The sequence below is a fragment of the Zunongwangia atlantica 22II14-10F7 genome, assembly GCF_002094855.1.
Taxonomy (GTDB): Bacteria; Bacteroidota; Bacteroidia; order Flavobacteriales; family Flavobacteriaceae; genus Zunongwangia; species Zunongwangia atlantica.
Window position 1 is genome coordinate 142,738 of sequence record NZ_ARYN01000005.1, and the last position, 20,896, is coordinate 163,633.

The 20,896-nt window shown below is 35.4% G+C and carries 13 protein-coding genes; 2 read left to right on the top strand and 11 right to left on the bottom strand.

Annotation, left to right across the window (positions count from 1 at the left end):
• Positions 1–67 precede the first annotated feature (67 nt).
• Genes IIF7_RS06750 through IIF7_RS06765 form a run of 4 tightly spaced genes read right to left on the bottom strand, consistent with a single transcriptional unit; the run spans position 68 to position 8,197 of the window.
• The gene (locus tag IIF7_RS06750) at positions 68–1,804 is read right to left on the bottom strand and encodes a DUF4998 domain-containing protein (protein ID WP_084840919.1); all 1,737 of its coding nucleotides are present in this window, start codon (positions 1,802–1,804) and stop codon (positions 68–70) included.
• 19 nt (positions 1,805–1,823) lie between these two features.
• A complete protein-coding gene (locus IIF7_RS06755; protein ID WP_084840920.1) occupies positions 1,824–3,020 on the bottom strand; it encodes a DUF4959 domain-containing protein in 1,197 nt (398 codons plus the stop codon).
• A gap of 15 nt (positions 3,021–3,035) precedes the next feature.
• Entirely contained in the window at positions 3,036–5,012 is a 1,977-nt protein-coding gene (locus IIF7_RS06760; RefSeq protein ID WP_084840921.1) for a RagB/SusD family nutrient uptake outer membrane protein, read from the bottom strand.
• A gap of 11 nt (positions 5,013–5,023) precedes the next feature.
• Entirely contained in the window at positions 5,024–8,197 is a 3,174-nt protein-coding gene (locus tag IIF7_RS06765) for a SusC/RagA family TonB-linked outer membrane protein (protein WP_084840922.1), read from the bottom strand.
• Between the two features lie 308 nt (positions 8,198–8,505).
• Between IIF7_RS06765 and IIF7_RS06770 the strand changes: the two genes are divergently transcribed.
• Together IIF7_RS06770 and IIF7_RS06775 are read left to right on the top strand one after the other, a co-directional pair.
• Entirely contained in the window at positions 8,506–12,579 is a 4,074-nt protein-coding gene (locus IIF7_RS06770) for a hybrid sensor histidine kinase/response regulator transcription factor (RefSeq protein WP_084840923.1), read from the top strand.
• Between the two features lie 32 nt (positions 12,580–12,611).
• Entirely contained in the window at positions 12,612–13,796 is a 1,185-nt protein-coding gene (locus IIF7_RS06775; protein WP_084840924.1) for a DUF4861 family protein, read from the top strand.
• A gap of 122 nt (positions 13,797–13,918) precedes the next feature.
• On the opposite strand, the gene IIF7_RS06780 is transcribed toward IIF7_RS06775, so the two are convergent.
• From IIF7_RS06780 to tgt, 7 genes are all read right to left on the bottom strand, one after another.
• Positions 13,919–14,341 carry a secondary thiamine-phosphate synthase enzyme YjbQ gene (locus IIF7_RS06780; protein ID WP_084840925.1) on the bottom strand — a complete coding sequence of 141 codons (423 nt, stop codon included), beginning with the start codon at positions 14,339–14,341 and terminating at the stop codon, positions 13,919–13,921.
• Between the two features lies 1 nt (position 14,342).
• Positions 14,343–14,528: a hypothetical protein gene (locus IIF7_RS06785; RefSeq protein ID WP_084840926.1), complete on the bottom strand. Its 186-nt coding sequence runs from the start codon at positions 14,526–14,528 to the stop codon at positions 14,343–14,345.
• Entirely contained in the window at positions 14,525–15,841 is a 1,317-nt protein-coding gene (locus IIF7_RS06790) for an asparagine synthetase B (RefSeq protein ID WP_386274464.1), read from the bottom strand. The genes IIF7_RS06785 and IIF7_RS06790 overlap by 4 nt, the downstream gene beginning before the upstream one ends.
• On the bottom strand, positions 15,819–17,372 hold the full coding sequence (gene dnaB / locus IIF7_RS06795; RefSeq protein ID WP_084840927.1) for a replicative DNA helicase: 1,554 nt from the start codon (positions 17,370–17,372) through the stop codon (positions 15,819–15,821). Before dnaB ends, IIF7_RS06790 begins: the two co-directional genes overlap by 23 nt.
• A 168-nt stretch (positions 17,373–17,540) precedes the next feature.
• On the bottom strand, positions 17,541–18,494 hold the full coding sequence (locus IIF7_RS06800; RefSeq protein WP_084840928.1) for an acetyl-CoA carboxylase carboxyltransferase subunit alpha: 954 nt from the start codon (positions 18,492–18,494) through the stop codon (positions 17,541–17,543).
• Between the two features lie 85 nt (positions 18,495–18,579).
• A complete protein-coding gene (locus IIF7_RS06805; protein ID WP_084840929.1) occupies positions 18,580–19,656 on the bottom strand; it encodes an LptF/LptG family permease in 1,077 nt (358 codons plus the stop codon).
• Between the two features lie 12 nt (positions 19,657–19,668).
• Entirely contained in the window at positions 19,669–20,799 is a 1,131-nt protein-coding gene (gene tgt, locus IIF7_RS06810) for a tRNA guanosine(34) transglycosylase Tgt (protein ID WP_084840930.1), read from the bottom strand.
• Between the last annotated feature and the right edge of the window lie 97 nt (positions 20,800–20,896).

The following is a 20,896-nucleotide window of genomic DNA, read 5'->3' on the forward strand; positions in this document are numbered from 1 at the left end:
GTGCAGTGTTTTTTTAAGATTCGAGGATCTATTTCTAGATCCCCGAATCTATTGGTATAGATTGGTGTTAATCTATTTTTTCTAATGTAAATTCACTTACTTGCATAAATCTTCCTACACCTTCGGCATTGGTGGTTTGCGCTCCAATAGCAATTTCAGATGTTTGAGTTAGCGTAAATTCTAATACCGGGGCAAGATTATCACGATGTATTTGTTCCCAGGCCAAAACTTCTTCAGCTGTTTCTACAACATCTACATCTGGTAAAGTATCGCCTAATGCTACGGTGAAGTAACCATTATCAGATTCGGCATCATCTCCCTGGTAATTTGTAGCAAAAATGTCTATCGAATATCTATAGGTTCCCGGCTCTAAATATAGCACCTGATATACTTTCCCGTTTACAATATTAGGCTCTCCCCAACCACTTTCAAGATCGAAACGATCATCTACATTACCATCTGCAGCACCGTAACCATTATGGCTTAAGGCGGCATCGTTATGTATCCAATATTCTGGAGTTCCCCAACGTCCACCATCTGCAGCTAAATCGAAAGGGAAAGAGGCATTTCTTAAGTATGGGGCTTCAGTGATTCTATTTAAACTGAATTCATTAATCTTAATAAATCGGCCTGCTCCCTGATCATTGGTTGTTTGAATACCAATGGATACCTGAGTAATTTCAGTAATTGTAAAAGTTAAGGTTCTTAGAAGTCCGTTTGCTCTATTAATTCGCTCATAAGCAAAAACATCATCTGAAGTTTCTACATCATCAACATCTGGTAAGGTACTACCTTCAGCAACCGTGAAATATCCTTTATCAAGATTGTTATCTGCACCTTCATAATTAATCTCGCTAATATCTATGGTATACACATATCTGCCTGGTTCTAACACCATTGTTTGATACACTTTACCATTAATAATATCGGCTTGTCCCCAACCACTTTCAAGATCAAAGATATCTCCATCCATAGCTCCAAAACCGTTATGATTTAAAGCTGCGGCATTATGAATCCAACCTGCAGGAGTTCCCCAACGTGCGCCATCATAAGCAATTCTTTCAAAAGGGAAACTTGCATTTGTAAAATATGGAGGATCTGTAATTTGGAACTGCGGTGTAAACTCGTCGTAGGCCGTGTAGAAAGTATCTATTGCATTTTCCTCTGGAACAAATAATGTTCTATAAGAATATGTAGAACCTCCTAAAAAGTCATCTAATATAACATTTGTGCTATCGATAGGTACAAAAAACTCTGATTGCCCACCCTCGTCATTTTCATAAGCGATTTCTGTTCCTATTACTCCAGATGACAAATCCATCGATGCGTAATCTATAGTTAGGTTAGACCCAATTAGACTATGAGAAATATATCGACGATTACCTAATGATTCCTGATAACGCTCTCCGTAAACATTTCCAGTTATATAAACTGGAATAGACTGGTTACCTTCATCATCAAAAGTTCTTACTTCAAAATTGTAAATATTCTCTGGTAGATTATCTATGATCACGCTAAGGGTATCTATCCCCTGAGATCTTTCTACAGGAACAGTAACCGAGTCATTTTTTGAGTTCCAATACACTCTAAAATTTGTGATTTTTGGATCTGCATTTACAATTCCCTGAAGTTGTGCTCTATTTCTTCCTGCAAAAACATTTACAGAATCCATTTTCTCGGTATAGGAAATTTCCCTTCCGTTAGTGTATCTTTTATACTCATCCATCTCGTCCATATCTGAACAGGCATAGATGAAAAGAGAAAAAAGAATAAGCGTTAAATATGATCGTTTTTTCAGTTTCATAATATTATAATTTCATCTATTAATTAGTATTACCATAAACCTGCACTTCACTTATTGCAAGATTTTCACCACCTGCCCAATTTTCCAGACATAAAACTCTTAAATATCTAATTTTAGGCACATCAATTGGAATATCCCAACTAAATCCGGCAGAAGCTACCTGATAGTCTTCATCATTTTGTTGCCCGTATGGTAGGCCTGATGGTTTAACTTCTTCATATTCCCCTAATAATATCCAATTATCAAGGTCTCCAGTAGTTTCCAGTTCTGTAGAACCATAGATCTGAAAACGTCTCATATTTGCCTGATAATAAAAAGAACGACCATTAAAATATTCAGGATAATCCCAAATCACAACTCTACTTAACTGAGCCTCGAGACCAATATCGAAAGTAAAAATATGTGGCCCATCATTATAAGTTCCGCTAGTAAGATAAACCCCAGGCCAATCCCAAATATTATTATCCCAAAGTCCTTCTATAGGTGTACTGTTATGACGTGGTGCATCATTTGGTAATACTACACCTCTATATCCTGTTTTTGGAATTGCCTCCTCGAAAAGCGGAGTAATATCTGTAAATAACGTATCTGTATAATTTAACCAACGATCTCTTACCGTAAATGCAAATTCTTTTTGAATTGTATCCATTCCTCTAATAGAATGGGCAATTTCGTTAGTTGAAGAATATATACTGTTATCATTAATTACCCAATCTCCCTGCTCGTCTTTTTCCATTACCAAAATGGCAATATCTTCTCTGGTTGGATTATCTGCATTCAAATAAATACCACCAAAAGCAGCTCCAGTTTCAATAGTTTCGAAAACATCAAAAATTGGTGCAGGTCCTGGATTTACAGCAACACTAACTGGCTCTGATGATACTTCAGATCGATTTACAGTACTTATAAAAACTTCTCTTTCACTATTACCAGAAAAACCTTCTAATAACATGGTGCTATTATAATAAGATGATCTTACTTCTATTTCTCTTCCATTTTCCAACGTATAATTGGCCTGAACATAAAGTAAATCCTGATCTACCGGAAGAGTATATGTTAACCTTGCTTTCCCTGGCAAGTTTTCTACCTGAACATCGCTAACCTGCTCTGGAGGTGTACTATTTTGCTCTAAAGGAGTTTGGAGGTCTTCGTCTGAACAGGATAGTAGTAATCCTATAAACGAAACAACTAAATATTTTGAAAATTTTAATTTCATAATTTTTGTTTTTAATTACCATCCTGGATTTTGTACCAGATTCGAATTTTGCAACAACGCATTTTCTGCCATTGGCCAGAAGTAATCTCTTGGTGCTACAAATCGTTGTTGAAACAATGTTGTTACCTGATAATAAGAGATATCGTCATCGCCATACACGTTCCAACCAAAAATAGGCTCATTTAATTCTTGCACGGCAGTTTTCCATCTTAAAAGATCCCAATATCTGTGTCCCTCAAAAGCAAGTTCTATGTTTCTCTCTCTATGGATAATTTCTCTTAAACCAGTTTGAGTATTAGGCTTCTCTGGGTTTACAGAATAGTTTTGCCAAGATTCCTGTACACCTTCTAAACCAGCTCTAGTTCGTATTCTGTCTAAATAATCATAAACCGTAGCACTAGGACCCGAAACTTCATTTAAAGCTTCTGCATACATTAGATATAAATCTGCCAGACGCATTTCTGGCCATGCGTAAGATCTATAAGTTGCTCCTGATGAACTAAAACTCTGATTCCAGTTTACCAGTTTTTTTAGATAATAACCTGTTACATTGAAATAAAATGCATGATTACTTCCTGCATAATCTGTATACTTCCCTTCGATATGAAAACGTGTGTCCTCAGAACCTGCATCGTACTTATACCAAATAGATCCATCAAAACCTAAATCTGCATAAAATCTTGGTTCACGATTAAAGTTTAGAATAGATGTTTCATAACCTAATTGGATATTAAAACGATCATCTTGTCCTGCTTCCCTTAATTCTTCAATATCAGTGAAATCTAAAGTATTGTCTTCATTTATCGGCACACCATTACTGGAATAAAACATCTGTGCCATTTCTAGAGTAGGAGATAATACCTTTTCAGCATCTCTATGTCCATGTTCTGCGGTTAATGGAGACATACTTTGTCTTTGTATATCTGTAGCACGACTTTGTGTATTTCCCCAAACAATTTCACTATTCCATCTTTCGGTCACAGCATTTCTAATAGAAAGTTTAGTTTCAGTAGTATCAGACAATGCAAACGCAGATCCAGGAAATTCGTATAAACTGTTTCCAGCACCTTCCGCAGCTTCAATAGCTTCTAATGCAGCATCTGCCGCTAACTGCCATTTGTTTTCATCATACTGAGTGTTAATCAAAGGAGTTCCTTCAGCATTAACAAAAGATGCTAGATCTGTGTTTCCATTATACAATGGACTTGCAGCAGTAAGTAGAACTTTAGCTTTTATTCCTCTTGCAATAGGAGCTGTAATTCTACCTAGTTCTGTATTAATATCGGTAATTACCGGTGGTAAAACCGCTGCAGCCTCATCAAGTAAGCTTACTATATAGTCTATACCGTCATCAAAGGGTTCTCTTGCTACATTTAATGCTTCTGACGGAGCATCGATAGCTACATTTTCACGCATTATTGGAATAGGCCCATACATTCTCATTAGATAGAAATGATAATAGGCTTTTAGAACCTTAACTTCTGCTATCCAGCGTTCACGTTCTGATGCTGTAATATCTGGAACTTGATCTGGATTCTGCATATTTTCAATAAATATGTTACAGTGTCTTATTCCGTCAAAAAGCGGATAACTATCATTAGGGCCACCTCCTTGGTAATAACCGTCCCAAGCATTAAAATATGGATTTGAAACTCGTTGCAAGCCCATAGCAATATCTAGGCTATACACTGTATACGCCTGTCTTTGATCTGGTATCCAAAGTTCATCTCCTGCTAACATCGCAGGGTTATGGTGCATATCTGCGCTACGAGGCATATAGGAATAACAAGTGAACAAATACTTCTCTGCTTCATTCCTTAAGTTAAATGCCTGATCTATAGTCGCAATATTATCTGGCACAACATCTAAAAAGTTATCTTCACAAGATTGTAAAGCAAGCATAGATAACATTCCCAAGGCAAGGCCATTAAACCTTGTTTTTAGTTTTTTAGATATACTTTTAATTTTATTTTTCTCTAATCTAATTTCCATAAGTTCCTTTCTTAAAAGTCTAACTGTATTCCGATGTTATAAACCGATTGGATAGGATAACCTAATCCACTACCACCCATTTCTGGATCCCATAGATCAAAATCACTCCAAACCGCCAGGTTAAGTCCGCTCGCATATAACCTCATCCCATTTATATGCAACTTATCTAACAACTTCCCTTTAGGGCTAAATCCTAATTCCATTGTTTTTAGCCTTAAGAAATCACCACTACGCATCCACCAAGTAGAAGTTTGATTATTATTTTCGATAAACGTCTGGCTTAATCTTGGCCAAAAAGCATAAGAGTTTCTATCGTCTTCAGACCAATAATCTTCCGAAATCACATTTAAAAGCCCGTTTTGAGCACCTCCATTAATTACGAATGGTGATATGTTTTCTGAATTTATAAAGAATGAAGATCTTGCAGAACCCTGAAAGAATATACTAAAGTCCCAATTTTTATATCCAACAGTACCTCCAAAACCATAAATGATTTCGGGTGTTGTAGGCAATCCAATTGGCACCATATCACTTTGAGAAATCATCCCATCACCATTTACATCTCTATACTTTATGTCTCCTCCAGAATAAGTACCAAATTGTGTAGGTGCATTATTTACTTCTTCCTGGTCTACGAAAAGTCTTTCTGCAATATATCCCCAGGTTTGCGCAGCACTTTGTCCTATTCTAGATCTATAATAAAGATCATCTGGGTAATTTACTTCATCAAATTCTAAAATTTCGCTTGTAGAATAGGTTAAATTAGCTCTTGCCTGCGTCCACCAATCTGAATTTATTTGCTTATTAAAATCCAATGCAAAATCTAAACCTTCACTTTGCATTGCTGCATAGTTTGTTTGTGGCGTTGCGGTTAGACCTATTACAGATCCAATCTCTGATCGAGTTTGCAAAATATTTGATCTCTTTTGCCTAAATACATCTAAAACAAAACTTAAAGAGTTAAATAACTCTAGGTCCATCCCCAGGTTAATTTGCTCAGATTCTTCCCAACCAATATTTGGATTTGCGTACCTAGAAATAGAAACTCCATTTCTATAATATCCAAACTCCTGTCCAAAAGAAGCTCCATAAGTTGCATTTTCAAGGTTTACATTAGAGAGATAAAAAAATCTTTCATCTGTATTACCAATCTGGTCGTTACCTACAAGTCCATAAGTTACTCTAAACTTTAAGTTAGTAATCGTATTTTCTAATGGCTCAAAAAACTTCTCATTAGAAATTCTATATCCTAAACCTCCAGAAGGGAAAAACCCATATCGATTACCATTTGCGAATCTTTCAGACCCATTATACCCAAAATTGAATTCGGCTAAATAGCGATCATCATATCCATAAGTAAATCTTCCTGAAATACCATGATTTCGATTCGCTAAACTATTTTGAACACTACCAGCGTTTCCTGTTTCATAACTGGAAATAAGGTTAAGTAACATCCCAGAAACCGCATGCTTTTCATCAAAAACGCGATCGTAATTAATTGCAGTTTCGTTATATATTCTAGAATCAAGATTTTTGGCTCCTTCAGAATAGTTTAGATATTCTGTCCCTATAGTTCCTATAGAAGTATCACTACCATCATTTAAAACTCGAAGTTGAATACTACCATCTACCGGGTTTATACTAGAGCTGTAGTAGAAAGGATTATACTGTCTTGAAACGTCATAGTAAGAATATCTTCTTATATATCCCATAGAACGAATTCTAAGACCTTCAGTAATAAAACCTAAATCTTGTTGTAACTCTATTTGTGCCTGTATGGTTGAAGCTTTATTAGTTTGATAACCTCTTACCATTTGAGCATAAGGGTTTGTTAATAAGGTTTCGCTAGCAACTCCTGTTGGAGCACCTCCAAAAAGTGGATGCTCTATATATGGCAAATATTCCGCAGGATATACGGCAGGAAAAGCTACCGGGTTAGACCATACAGCACTATTAAAAATAGCCTGCCCCCCACCAACAGGACCGTTATAATCATCAAACTGCCCATAGACGTTTACACGAGCCTGAGTTGTAGGGGTTAATTGAAGGTTAATATTACTTCTTAAAGAATAATTTCTTAGCTTAATATTACTATTAAAGTTATTTAGCCCTTCAACATTTAAAACCCCATTATCGATATTATAAGTTCCTGAAATATAATATCTGGCTTTTTCACTACCTCCGCTGGCATTAAGGTTTAAACTCTCGTTTACGGTATAATCACTTATTAACTGCTCTATCCAGTTATTATTAGGATAAAGCAATGGATTAGCACCGGCTGCAGTTCTATCAATTTTAGTTTGGCTATAAGGAAGTACCGCATTTCTATCTCTGGTAAGTGCCGCTTCATTTGCCATATTCATATACGTAATATTGTCGGCAAAATCGAAGTTATCTGTGTTAGAAGATATTCTGGTTTCAGATCTAAAGCTAAACTTTGTTTTACCAGCCTTACCTGTTTTGGTTGTAATTAAAACCACCCCATTTGCTCCCCTTGCTCCATAAACAGATGCTGCAGCTGCATCTTTTAATACAGAAAAGGATTCGATATCATCTGGCTGTAACCTAGCCATATCTGTACTTGTAGATTCTATACCGTCGATTAAGATTAAAGGATCTCTTTTTCCAGATCCAAAAGTTCCCAATCCACGAATAAAGAAATCTGAATTGTCTGCTCCTGGTTCTCCAGAACGCTGATATGAAATCATACCGGGTACTCTACCCGCCATCATTGTGGTTAAGTTGTTGGTAGGCCCTTTTAATTCTCCAGGTGAAACTGAAGTAATAGAACTTACAAGACTTGCCTTCTTTTGTTTTCCTCCAAAACCTATAATTACAGTTTCCTCTAAGGCACCTACACTAGTCTCTAGGCTAACATCTATTTTTGTATTATCCCCAACAGTTACTTCCTTTGGTTCAAATCCTAAAAAAGAAAATACTAATACTGCATCTTTACCAGATACAGTAATTTCGAAATCCCCATCAAAATCTGTGGCTGTACCATTATTAGTACCTTTCTCCATAATATTTACGCCAGGGATAGGCATTCCATCGTCTGCACTAATTACAGTTCCTGAAACTTTTAATCCCTGAACTTCTATGGGTTCAGTGTTACCATATACCTGCAGATTGAAAAAGAATATGATAAAAGTTGAGTATAAAAGAAATATTTTTTCTTTACGCATCTGATTAGTTTTTATACAAAAATCTTGTATGACAGATTCTTATATTAGTTTGACATCCTTTTTAGTTTGCTAGACAATTCTTCAAAAAATTGCTTCTGTACTTCTTAGTAATTTTGCTTTGCATTCTTTTCATGTTTAATTAGTTGATTTATAATTTTATGTTAAGAAAACGTTTTATTATATTCACAGCTCCCATTAACGCTTTCACAATTTTATAACTTTTTTATTATTAAATAAGGGTATAATTTGATCAATAAGTGGGTACAAATTGATATTTAAGCCTCAAAGTCACCAAATAGTTAAAAAAAATGAATTCTAAATTATTTCTTAATTATAGATTCTTGCGGAATAGCCTTAAAAGTATTTTCCTTGTATTCTGTTTCTATCTTCCACTAAACAGCTTTGGACAAGAGGAAAAATCTGCGCTAAAAAAGAACCTTAAATTTTACCATTATGACACTTCAAATGGATTGTCTAATAATATGGTGAGTTCGATTACTCAGGATGATCTTGGATTTATCTGGATAGGAACAAATTCTGGATTAAACAGATTTGATGGAAGCGAGTTTGAGAAGTTCGACAAGGAAAATTCAGGGCTTATCAATAATTATATTCAACAAATTGTTCCCACAAATAATGGCGATTTGTACCTGGCCACCAATCGAGGGATTCACACCTACGAAATTCAGAAACATTTATTTCAGCAAAAATCACCAGAAAACTCATACCTGTCTGACGGGATTACAAGCATTTTAGAATTCTCTAAAAACATGCTTGTTGTGGGCGATTATTCTTATGGAGTACATTTTATAAAAGGAAACAGGCATATCGCCGTACAATTTAACGGTAATCCTGAACCTGTTTTACTTAGAGACTACCGTATAAGCTCGTTAGATATAAAAGATGAGCACTCCATATTAGTAGGCACCTATAATAATGGAGTTTACAGCATCGATATTAATGACACCACTGTGACCAAAATCGAGAAACTTTTTCAAGGCAGGATCAATACAATATATACCGATTCTAAAAAAAAACATTGGGTTGGCACAGATGAAGGCTTAAAACTTATCAATGATAAAAATGAGATAATACATATTAATAAGGAAAACAGTAAACTTACAGATGATGCTATTCGAAGTCTTGTTGAAGATAATCAGGGAATGCTTTGGATAGGTACAAGAAATGGCGGACTTAATATTCTTGATCCTAATTCATTATCTAATAGTAATAATATTAGGATTCAGTCTTTTTCACCTAAAACTGATGGAAGCAGTGTTTTTAACCGTAACATTCTAAACTTATTTAAGGACTCTAACGGAAATATATGGATTGGGACTGAAGCTGGTTTAGATTTTGTAGATCCCAAAGGAGAGTCTATTCAGCTAATTGATCATTCTGCTAACAAAGAGATTCAAATTTCGCATGATCGCGTTAAAGCTATTACAAAAGGAAAGAACGATAATATCTGGATTGGCACTGATGGTGGTGGGATCAATACCTATTCTTCAGAAACTAAACAATTTTCTAAATTAGACATTCCGCTTCCTACAGATCTGGTTCTATCATTATTGGAAGATTCTAAAAACAATCTTTGGATTGGCACTTACAGAAAAGGAATTTCAAAATTCGATCTAAAAACAAAGAAACTTACAACCTATTTAGACCAAAAAGTATCTGAAGGTAGTGATGTACGATCGATATTCGAGGATTTTGCGGGTAATATTTGGGTAGGGACTAACCGGGGAGGTTTGTACAAATACAATCCTAAACAAGATACGTTTATATATATAGACGACCTTAGTAAGCTGGATATTCGTGATATCATTCAAAAGGATCCTGATGAAATTTGGCTTGCCACCTACGGCAATGGCCTAATCAAATACAATTATAAAACAGGTGAATATTCAAGTTTTCATACAGGAAATATCGATTTTCCAACAAACGTTGTTTTTAGTGTTCATTTTATAGATAAGAACAACCTAGTGGTGGGCACCATGAATGAAGGTTTACTAAAAGTAAACCTAGAAACTGAAATAGTACAACGTTTTTCTACTAACGATGGTTTAAGTAATAACACGATAAATTCTATTACCCAGGATTTGTCTGGCAATTTTTGGATAGGTACTAATGACGGGATAAGTTTATATAACCTACAGTCCAATAAGATTAGAAATCTTAACAATTTTAATAATATACAGGAAAGTGAATTTAATATTGGCGCCAGCCTTTTAACCGAAAACGGCACATTGCTGATTGGAGGAAATAAAGGTCTTAATATTTTTGAAACCAAAGAATTATCAAATCCTGTGAAAACAGTGTTCCCTACCGTGTTTAAAAATCTTGAAATTTACGGTAAAAGTTTAAGTCTTAGCGATAGCACACAAACAGTATTAGATAGATCTATTTCACTTACCGATACACTTCGTATTAATTATAATCAGGCGTTATTTTCATTAGATTTTGCTTCCTTAAAATATCCAAAATCAGATAATATTGAATATTCCTATATTTTGGAAGGTTACAGCGATCACTGGATCAATATTAAAAATGCTAATCGTATAAACTTTAGTCAGCTGCCACCAGGTGATTATAATTTAAAGCTAAAAACCAACAATAATGATTATCTGGAATCTTCAAATCAATTATTCATTCAGGTAATTCCACCAATTTGGAGAACACTGCCGGCATATGCTCTATATTTAATCACAGCCCTACTTCTCATTTGGTTCGGATTAAGATATTATACTGAAAAAATTAAACTGAAACAATCATTGGTTTTTGAGAAAAATCAACGCCAGTTAGAACAGGATCTTAACGAAGAGAGACTTCGTTTTTACACCGGTTTCTCACACGAACTGAAAACACCACTTACCATGATTTTGGCACCAGTGGAAAGTTTACTTGGCGAAATTAGAAAGAAAGAGCATACTAATAGTTTAAGAATCATTGAAAAGAATGCTAAAACTTTATTGGGTAGAATTAACAAATTACTTGATTTTAGACAAACCGAAGATGGTTTAAACAAACTAAAAATCACTAAACATAATCTCGCAAAATCCTTATCGAAGTGGATTGAAATGTACGAACCTATAGCACAGAAAAAAAGTGTTGAAATAATTAAGAATTTCGATATAGAAGAGGCTTCAATTTATTGTGATCTTGATAAGATACATATTGTCTTCAATAATTTGATGTCTAATGCCCTAAAATACACTTCAAAAGGAGATCAAATTATTATAAGGCTAAAAACAAAGGGAAATGGCTATCAATTTTCAATAAAAGACAATGGTGCGGGCATTTCAGCACAAATCTTACCACATATTTTCGATTGGTATTATCATTCTGACGAAAAAGTGAAGAAAGATGGCAGCGGAATAGGTCTAGCACTTTCCAAACGATTTATAGAACTTCACGGCGGAAAAATTAATGCTAAAAGTATCGAAAATCAGCATACTGTTTTCAAAGTATTTTTACCAAAAGGAAAACCAGAGCATCTAGCAAATACCGATACTATTGAAGCACACGATTTTGAAAATGTAACTGCTGAAATTCTAAACGAGAATAAGGAATTAGAAACTCGCGCTTTATTAAACCCAAACGCCGATAGAGAGCTTTTGCTCCTTATCGATGATAATCCAGATATTCATCACTACTTATCATCGATTCTAAAAGAAAAATACGATCTTTTACATGCTTTAAATGGGCAGGAAGGCATAAATATGGCCATAAAACATGTGCCAGATCTTATAGTTTCAGATATTATGATGCCAGAAAAAAGTGGTATCGATCTTACCAACACTTTAAAATCTCGAAAGGAAACGACGCACATTCCTATCATTTTACTTTCAGCAAAAGACACTCAGGAATCTATCGTGATTGGTTATAAAGAAGGCGCAGACGATTATATTACCAAGCCTTTTAGCACTGCTATTCTTAAAGCCCGAATTAGAAATCTATTAGACAGGAAATTTACACTGCAAAAAAATCTTCTTCAAAAGGAAGAAAATGAGGAAACTGCAAATACTGTCGAAAGCCAGCAAGTTAAAATTGAAAAGAAATTCCTTAAAAAATTCGAAAAGAAAGTACACGAACATATACAGGTACAAGGTAAAATGGTCGAGTTAATTTCTGAAGAAATGGGGATGAGTCGTGCATCTTTATACCGAAAAATAAAAGCGCTTACCGGCAAGAGTATTAATGAATATATTCGTGATATAAAACTGGATAAATCCTTATATTTAATAGAAAAAGAAGGATTAAATGTATCTATGGCTGCTTTTGAAGTTGGCTTTAATAACATGAAATATTTCAGAAAGATTTTTAAAGAGAAATTTGGCCAGTTACCCTCTGAATTTTCTCTGAATAGAGACCTCACCTAAAAACAAAAAAGATAACCTAACCTCAACAAAAAATGAAAAGAATAATTACCACTTCTATTCTGGGGCTATTGCTTGCTACCGGATGTAAAACTGAAAAAGCTGAAGAACCCGGTATTTCACTTTCAGTAAGTAACGACCTGGATTTTGATAGAAGTGAAATTGTAAGTTTTGAAGCTGAAAAATTATTAAACAAGTTTGAAGAAACTCCTATAGAGTATATTCATATTAAAGATTCTGCAGGAAAAACTTTAAGACATCAATGGATCGATTACGATGAAGATGGTACCCCAGAAGAATTTTTATTTATGGCAAGAGTAAGCGCAAATACCTCTTCTACCTATAAAATAGTTAGTGATAGCTCATTTACGATGCCAGAGAAAGAAGCTGTAGCTTATTCTAGATTTGTACCTGAAAGAACAGACGATTATGCCTGGGAAAACGATAAAATTGCTTTTAGAACTTATGGCCCAACCGGCCAGAAAGAAGCTTTAGAAGGTGTTGCAGGAAGTACCCTTTCTAGCGGAATCGATATTTGGCTAAAACGAACCAATAAATCGATCATTAATAAATGGTACGCAGAGCATGTAAAAAGTCCCGGATATTATCATACAGATCATGGCGAAGGTTACGATCCTTATCATGTAGGTAATAGCCGTGGATTAGGCGGCATTGGTATTTTTGAAGACGATAGCTTATATGTATCCAAAAATTTTATGGAATATAAAACCATCGCAAGCGGACCATTAAAAACCATTTTTGAACTAAGCTACGATCCTTGGGGACCTTACAATGTAAAGGAAACAAAAAGGATAAGCTTAGCCGTTGGCTCCAATTTCTCTAAATTCGAGATTAGCCTTGAAGCTGAAGACGGAATCCCAAACTATGCTACGGGAATTACACTACATAACAATCAGGGAGAATACGAAATTAATGAAGAAGAAGGTTGGGTAATGCACTGGGAAAGCATAGACGATGCTAAAGTTGGTGAAGGAATCGTAATAGCACCAGCAGCTATCGATTCGGCATTTGCTTATGTTAGTAAAGTTCCAGATCAAAGCAACCTTTTAATCACTACTGCTCCTAAAGATAAATTCACCTATTATGCAGGATTTGCCTGGGAAAAAAGCGGAGATGTAAGTAGCAAAGAAGACTGGATAAAACTACTAAAAAAACAAGCTAAAATTATCGAATCTCCCCTTAAGGCGAGTTTAGAGTAAACTATCTCGGGGCAAGCTTCGGGTATTATTTAGCGGTGCCAATAAATTTAAAAACGAACTTAAATAAACTAAAATCGCCAGCAATTGCTGGCGATTTTAGTTTATTTGAAAATTATTCAATTTTAGGATCCCATTAGCGTAAGAACTAATTTACGTGAACCGCCGTAATTACGATGTTCGCATAAATAAATCCCCTGCCAGGTTCCCAGGTTTAATCTACCATTTGTTACTGGGATTTGTACAGATGTTCCCATAAGTGACGCTTTAATATGCGCCGGCATATCATCTGAACCTTCAAAAGTATGGTGGTAATAAGGCTGATTCTCAGGAACCATTTTATTTATATGACTTTCAAAATCTTCTCTTACCGTAGGATCTGCATTTTCATTTATCGTTAATCCCGCGGACGTATGTTTTATAAACGCCTGAAAAATTCCCTGCTGAATTTCACCAATCTCGGGAAACTGATCTTCAATTTCGCTGGTTACTAAATGAAATCCACGCGATTTAGGTTTTAATGCTATTTGTTTCTGAAATGTCTTCATCTTACCAATCTTTCTTTTTATAATTTAAATACGCCAAAACCAAACTTAAAACACCAATAACTATCATTAAAAAACCATTCAGGATGGCATCTAAAACAAAAGTTTTAGATAAATACAGCACTTCTATAAGAATTAAAACCACCATAAATACTGTAAGTATTCTAAGTGTTAAAAGCTTAGTTTTCATGTTTTTTTCTTTTTCTTTTTAGCTGCAGGAAATAAAACATTATTCAGTATTAATCGATATCCGGGAGAATTTGGATGTAATTCTAGCTCGGTTTTTGGATCTCCTACCCTATGCTGATAATCTTCTGGATCGTGCCCTCCATAAAACGTAAAAAAACCTTTGCCTTTTACACCATGAATATATCGTGCTTCCCCGTTTACCTTATTCTCTCCCATCACCAGCACATTGGCTTTTATATTCTCTGGATTATAGGCTGTAGTTTGCCCCATAAATCCCTTTACTAATCTTGTATGGTTTTGGGTTAGCATGGTAGGAATTACATCCCATTTAGCCGAATAATCCATAAGCGTAAAATAATCTTTCTCCATAGGCACGGCACGTTTAGACGTCATATCTATAGACGAAAACTCGTAAACCATAGGACTTCTTTCCAGGATAAAATCTGTAAAAGCGAATGTATTATCAAATTCTAACTTAGATTGATATCCGGGATCGCTTGGATCTCCATCAAACATTGGCTCTGCAATATCTGTATATTCTGCAGCCAGCGCGATATCAAAACTATCTGTAGCACTGCACATGGCGAACATAAATCCGCCGCCAACTACATAATCTCTAATCTTTAAGGCAACAGCAAGTTTTTCGTTTGAAACTTTATCATAACCAAGATTTGAAGCCAAAGTTTCAGCATTTTTTTTATCCTCAATATACCAGGGCGCGGTTCGATATGCTCTATAAAACTTACCATATTGCCCCGTAAAATCTTCGTGATGTAGATGCAACCAATCGTATAAAATTAGTGCATCGTTTAAAACTTCAGTATCATAAATGGTTTCATACGGAATTTCAGCATACGTAAGTGCCATTGTAACTGCATCATCCCATGGTTTGTTTCCTTTTGGCGAATACACCGCAATCTTTGGCGCTTTTTCTAAAATTACGCTTTCCATATTTTTAGAAGGACTCGAAATTTCATCCAATATCGCCTTAGCATCATTATCGGTTAAGATTTCAAAAGAAACGCCTCTAATCTTACATTCTCGCTCTAAGCTTTCTTCAGCTTCAAAAAGAAAAGAGCCGCCACGATAATTTAATAACCATTGGGCTTTGATCTGATTTTCTAGCGCGAAATATGTAATTCCGTAGGCTTTTAAATGATTTTCCTGGGCTTCTGGATCCATAGGCACCAGAATTTTATTGGCAAAACCGGAAAAACCTAAAAAGAAAAAGACAGTAAAAAGCAAAGCTGCTTTAAACTGTCTTTCGTTATTTTTTAAAGTATTTCTGAATTTAGAACGGAACGTCACTATCATCATCCTGATTAAAATCATTCATAGAACTTCCAAAAGCTTCATCTGCACTTGGACTTGGAAGATTTGAGCTTCCAAACTCGTTATCATCACCATCGTTCATTTTAGAATGAAATTCGAAAGGAGAATCAAAGTCTTCTAAGTTATCAAATTTACCAAGATGACCAATAAATTTAAGACGGATATTTTCCAGACCACCGTTACGGTGTTTTGCAACGATAAATTCTCCCTGCCCTTCAGTTGGAGAACGTTCTTCATCATCCCATTCTTCAATTTTGTAATATTCTGGTCGATAAATAAACGATACAATATCGGCATCCTGCTCGATCGCTCCAGATTCCCTAAGATCTGAAAGTAATGGCCTTTTACTACCTCCACGAGTTTCTACCGCACGCGATAGCTGAGAAAGTGCAATTACCGGTACATTTAATTCTTTTGCCAGCGCTTTAAGGTTACGTGAGATTGTCGAGATTTCCTGTTCACGGTTTCCTCCTTTTTGCGTTCCACCGGCCGTCATTAACTGAAGGTAATCGATCACGATCAGTTTAATACCAAATTGCGATGCTAAACGACGTGCTTTTGCTCTAAGGTCGAAAATAGATAAAGATGGCGTGTCATCTATAAAAAGTGGTGCTTTTTCAAGGTCTTTTACCTTTACGTTAAGCTGTTCCCACTCGTGTTTTTCTAGATTCCCCGTTCTTAATTTTTCTGAAGAAAGTCCTGTTTCCGAAGAAATTAAACGCGTAATTAACTGTACTGAAGACATCTCTAAAGAGAAAAAGGCTACCGGTATTCCCTGCCCTACCGCAATGTTTCTTGCCATCGATAAGGTAAGCGCAGTTTTACCCATACCAGGACGTGCTGCAACGATAATTAAATCTGAAGGCTGCCATCCTGAAGTAAGTTCATCCAGCTTATCAAAGCCTGAAGGCACCCCACTTAGACCTTCTCTATTCGAAATTTCCTGAATCCTGTTTTTTGCCTGAATAACCAAGCTCTGGGCAGATTCGGTTGATTTTTTAATGTTACCCTGAGTAACCTCATACAGTTTTGCTTCAGCTGAGTCTAAAAGATCAAAAACATCTACACTTTCATCATAGGCTTCTTCAATAATTTCCGCAGAAATTTTAATCAAACTACGCTGAATATATTTCTGTAAAATAATCCTAGCGTGAAACTCGATATGTGCAGAAGAGGAAACTCTTTGCGTAAGCTGAATTAAATAATAGTCTCCACCTGCTTTTTCGAAGTTCCCATCCTTCTTAAGCTGGTTAGAAACCGTTAATAAGTCGATTGCCTCGGTATTTTCAAAAAGCTTAAAAATAGCCTCATAAATCAATTTATGCGAATTTTTATAAAACGCATCAGGATGTAGAATATCGATAATCTCATCTACTCCTTTTTTATCGATCATCATCGCACCAAGAACAACCTCCTCTAAATCAACAGCCTGCGGAGGAATTTTACCTTTCTCCAGGCTAATTACGTTAGAGTTTTGTTTATTATATGCTGGTGATGTTGCGATTTTTTCCATAGCACGAATGTAACCAATTTGTTAAATAGCTCTTAAGAAATAAGCATTTTCTAGTTCACTAATAGTAAACAATTTGGTTGTTGAAAACTTTATTTTTTTGTTGATAAGGCCAAAAAAATCCGAAACGTTTGTTTCGGATTCCCTTAGTATCGTATGATTTTTAACGGGTTAGTCTTTATAGACACCCATATCTAAATATTTATCCATTCTAGAACTTATCAAATCTTCCTTTGATAAGTTTTTAAGCTCTTCAAAAGATTTTAAAATAGACTTTTCTACTGCTTTAAAAGCTCCTTCTCGATCGCTATGCGCACCACCAAGTGGTTCTTTTACGATCTCGTCGATAAGCTTTTGCTTTTTCATATCTTCAGCAGTAAGTTTTAAAGCTTCAGCAGCAGTTTCTTTATATTCCCAGCTTCTCCATAAAATAGAAGAACAGGATTCTGGTGAAATTACAGAATACCAGGTATTCTCTAACATTAAAACCTTGTTTCCTACACCAATTCCTAAAGCTCCACCACTGGCACCTTCACCAATAATTACCACAATAATTGGCACGCTAAGGCGAGTCATTTCCATGATGTTTCGAGCAATCGCTTCACCTTGTCCTCTTTCCTCGGCTTCTAAACCTGGATATGCTCCCGGAGTATCCACAAAACACACTACAGGAAGATTAAATTTCTCTGCAGATTTCATTAAACGTAAAGCCTTGCGATAGCCTTCTGGATTAGCCATACCAAAATTACGGTACTGGCGTGTTTTAGTGTTAAATCCTTTTTGCTGGCCAACAAACATAAAACTTTGATCACCAATTTTACCAAGACCTCCAATCATGGCTTTATCATCCTTCACACTACGATCACCGTGTAGTTCTAAGAATGTGTCTCCACAAATTGCATTAATATAGTCTAAAGTATAAGGACGGTTAGGATGTCTAGATAACTGCACTCTTTGCCATGCAGTAAGGTTTTTATAGATCTCCTTCTTTTTTTCCTGAAGTTTTTTCTCGATTTGCTTACAGGTAGCAGTTACATCTACCTCACTTTCCTCGCCAATATTACAGGCGCGCTCGTACTGCTCTTCAAGCTCTTTAATCGGTAATTCAAAGTCTAAATATTCCATAAGTAGCTATGGTTGTTTTAATTTGAGCCTACAAATATAACAAACTTTAAATCGAAGAATTAAAGCCTTAGCTCAATTATTTTTATTAACGCTTCGCTTTTAACAATAAAAACACCGCCAAAACACCAAAAGATATATTAGGGATCCATACTGCTAAAAGAGGTGAAAAGGTTGATTGCTCGGCAATTGTACCAAAAACCTTATCAAAAAATATAAATATAAATGCCAATGAAATTCCTACCGCAAGATTTACTCCCATCCCACCGCGACGTTTCATCGAAGAAACAGCAACCGCAATGATGGTTAAAATGAATGCTGAAACCGGAATACTTACTCTCTTATAAGCCGCTACCAGATACATATTCATATTCCCCGATCCACGCCTACTTTCTTTCTCTATAAATTCGTTTAATTCTGAAAAACTTAATGTTTCAGCGATATAAGTCTCAGGCGTTAATTCGTCAAATTCAAATGGTAAAATAGTATCTAAACGCGTTTGCTTACTAATTATATCTTCGTTCTCACCAACTATTCTCTTATCAACATTCGATAAAGTATAGGTAGAATCTTCTGTATTAAACTTTAATCTGGAAGCACTAATTTTAAACTCTAATTTATTTCCATCAAAATGTTCTAAAGTAAAATTACTTGCCGTATGCGTTTTTGGTCTAAAATGACTGGCATAAATTACCTCGTTATCGTTCACCTGGCGATAGACATCCTTGGTTTCCTGAGTTTCGTGACCTCTTTTTAAATATTCATACTTAAATTCATTAAATCCTTTACTGGCTTTAGGCGCTAAAAACATACTTAATCCTAAAGCGGCAATGCAAACAATGGTTGCCCCAATTATATAAGGTCTTAAAAATCGATAAAATGAAACCCCACTACTTAAAAAGGCAATAACCTCTGTATTATTAGCCAGTTTTGAGGTAAACCAAATTATAGAGAGGAAAAGAAAAAGCGGAAATAAAAGATTAGCGAAATAGATCGTAAAATTTAGATAGTATTCGGCTACCTCAACAAAAGGAACTTCATTTTCTAAAATCTTATCGATTTTTTCAGCAAGATTAACTGTAATCCCAATAGGAATAAACAGTAACAACATCATACTGAAGGTTCCTAAATAGCGCTTTAAAATGTACCAGTCTAAAATTTTCAAACTACGATTTTTTTATAGTCTCTTATCCATTTGTTTCACCATCATATCTTTCCAGGCTCTAAAATCTCCTGCTAAAATATGCTTTCTTGCCTCACGCACCAACCAAAGATAAAATCCGAGGTTATGGATGGTAGCAATTTGCTTGCCAAGCATTTCATTAACGGTAAATAAATGACGAACGTATGCTTTAGAATATTGCGTATCTACAAAAGTGATTCCCATGTCATCGATTGGTGAAAAATCATCTGCCCACTTCTTATTTTTGATGTTAATGGTACCATGAGCGGTAAAAAGCATTCCGTTTCTTGCATTTCGGGTAGGCATTACACAATCGAACATATCGATTCCAAGGGCGATATTCTCTAAAATATTGATAGGAGTTCCTACTCCCATTAGATATCTTGGTTTTTCTTCAGGAAGAATTTCAGTAACCACCTCGGTCATTGCATACATTTCTTCTGCAGGTTCTCCAACAGATAAACCTCCAATAGCATTTCCTTCAGCATTTCTTGAAGCAATATATTCTGCAGATTGTCTTCTTAAATCTTTATAAGTACTTCCCTGAACGATTGGGAATAAGGTTTGATCGTATCCATAGAGCGGCGGAGTTTCAGTAAAATGTTTAATACATCTATCTAACCAGCGATGCGTCATATGCATCGATCTTTTAGCATAGTTATAATCACATGGATAAGGAGTACATTCATCAAAAGCCATAATAATATCTGCACCTATCTCTCGCTGAATTTCCATTACATTCTCTGGAGTAAAAACGTGATAAGAACCATCAATATGAGATTTAAACTTTACCCCTTCTTCTTTAATTTTTCTTCTACCCGAAAGTGAATATACCTGATAACCTCCACTATCGGTAAGGATGTTGCGATCCCAGTTCATAAATTTATGAAGACCACCTGCTTTTTTAAGAATCTCGGTTTTAGGGCGTAAATAAAGATGATACGTATTTCCTAAAATAATATCTGGATTGATCTCTTGTTTTAGCTCAGTTTGATGCACTCCTTTTACAGAAGCTACAGTGCCCACAGGCATAAAAATAGGTGTTTCTATTACTCCGTGATCTGTAGTTATCTTACCGGCTCTGGCTTTACTAGCGGGATCGGTCTTTAAAAGTTCGAATTCCATATAAAAAATTAATGGCTGCAAAGATACTTAACATTTCTGCAAATTAAAGTATTAAGATATTCCAAAAATAAAGTGTAACTTTAACACTTATATAAAA

Excerpts from the sequence above, each read along its gene's own strand:
- IIF7_RS06800 (WP_084840928.1), bottom strand. The coding sequence starts at position 18,494 with ATGGAATATTTAGACTTTGAATTACCGATTAAAGAGCTTGAAGAGCAG.
- IIF7_RS06775 (WP_084840924.1), top strand. The coding sequence starts at position 12,612 with ATGAAAAGAATAATTACCACTTCTATTCTGGGGCTATTGCTTGCTACC.
- tgt (WP_084840930.1), bottom strand. The coding sequence starts at position 20,799 with ATGGAATTCGAACTTTTAAAGACCGATCCCGCTAGTAAAGCCAGAGCC.
- IIF7_RS06790 (WP_386274464.1), bottom strand. The coding sequence starts at position 15,841 with ATGATAGTGACGTTCCGTTCTAAATTCAGAAATACTTTAAAAAATAAC.
- IIF7_RS06765 (WP_084840922.1), bottom strand. The coding sequence starts at position 8,197 with ATGCGTAAAGAAAAAATATTTCTTTTATACTCAACTTTTATCATATTC.
- IIF7_RS06785 (WP_084840926.1), bottom strand. The coding sequence starts at position 14,528 with ATGAAAACTAAGCTTTTAACACTTAGAATACTTACAGTATTTATGGTG.
- dnaB (WP_084840927.1), bottom strand. The coding sequence starts at position 17,372 with ATGGAAAAAATCGCAACATCACCAGCATATAATAAACAAAACTCTAAC.
- IIF7_RS06750 (WP_084840919.1), bottom strand. The coding sequence starts at position 1,804 with ATGAAACTGAAAAAACGATCATATTTAACGCTTATTCTTTTTTCTCTT.
- IIF7_RS06780 (WP_084840925.1), bottom strand. The coding sequence starts at position 14,341 with ATGAAGACATTTCAGAAACAAATAGCATTAAAACCTAAATCGCGTGGA.
- IIF7_RS06770 (WP_084840923.1), top strand. The coding sequence starts at position 8,506 with ATGAATTCTAAATTATTTCTTAATTATAGATTCTTGCGGAATAGCCTT.
- IIF7_RS06755 (WP_084840920.1), bottom strand. The coding sequence starts at position 3,020 with ATGAAATTAAAATTTTCAAAATATTTAGTTGTTTCGTTTATAGGATTA.
- IIF7_RS06760 (WP_084840921.1), bottom strand. The coding sequence starts at position 5,012 with ATGGAAATTAGATTAGAGAAAAATAAAATTAAAAGTATATCTAAAAAA.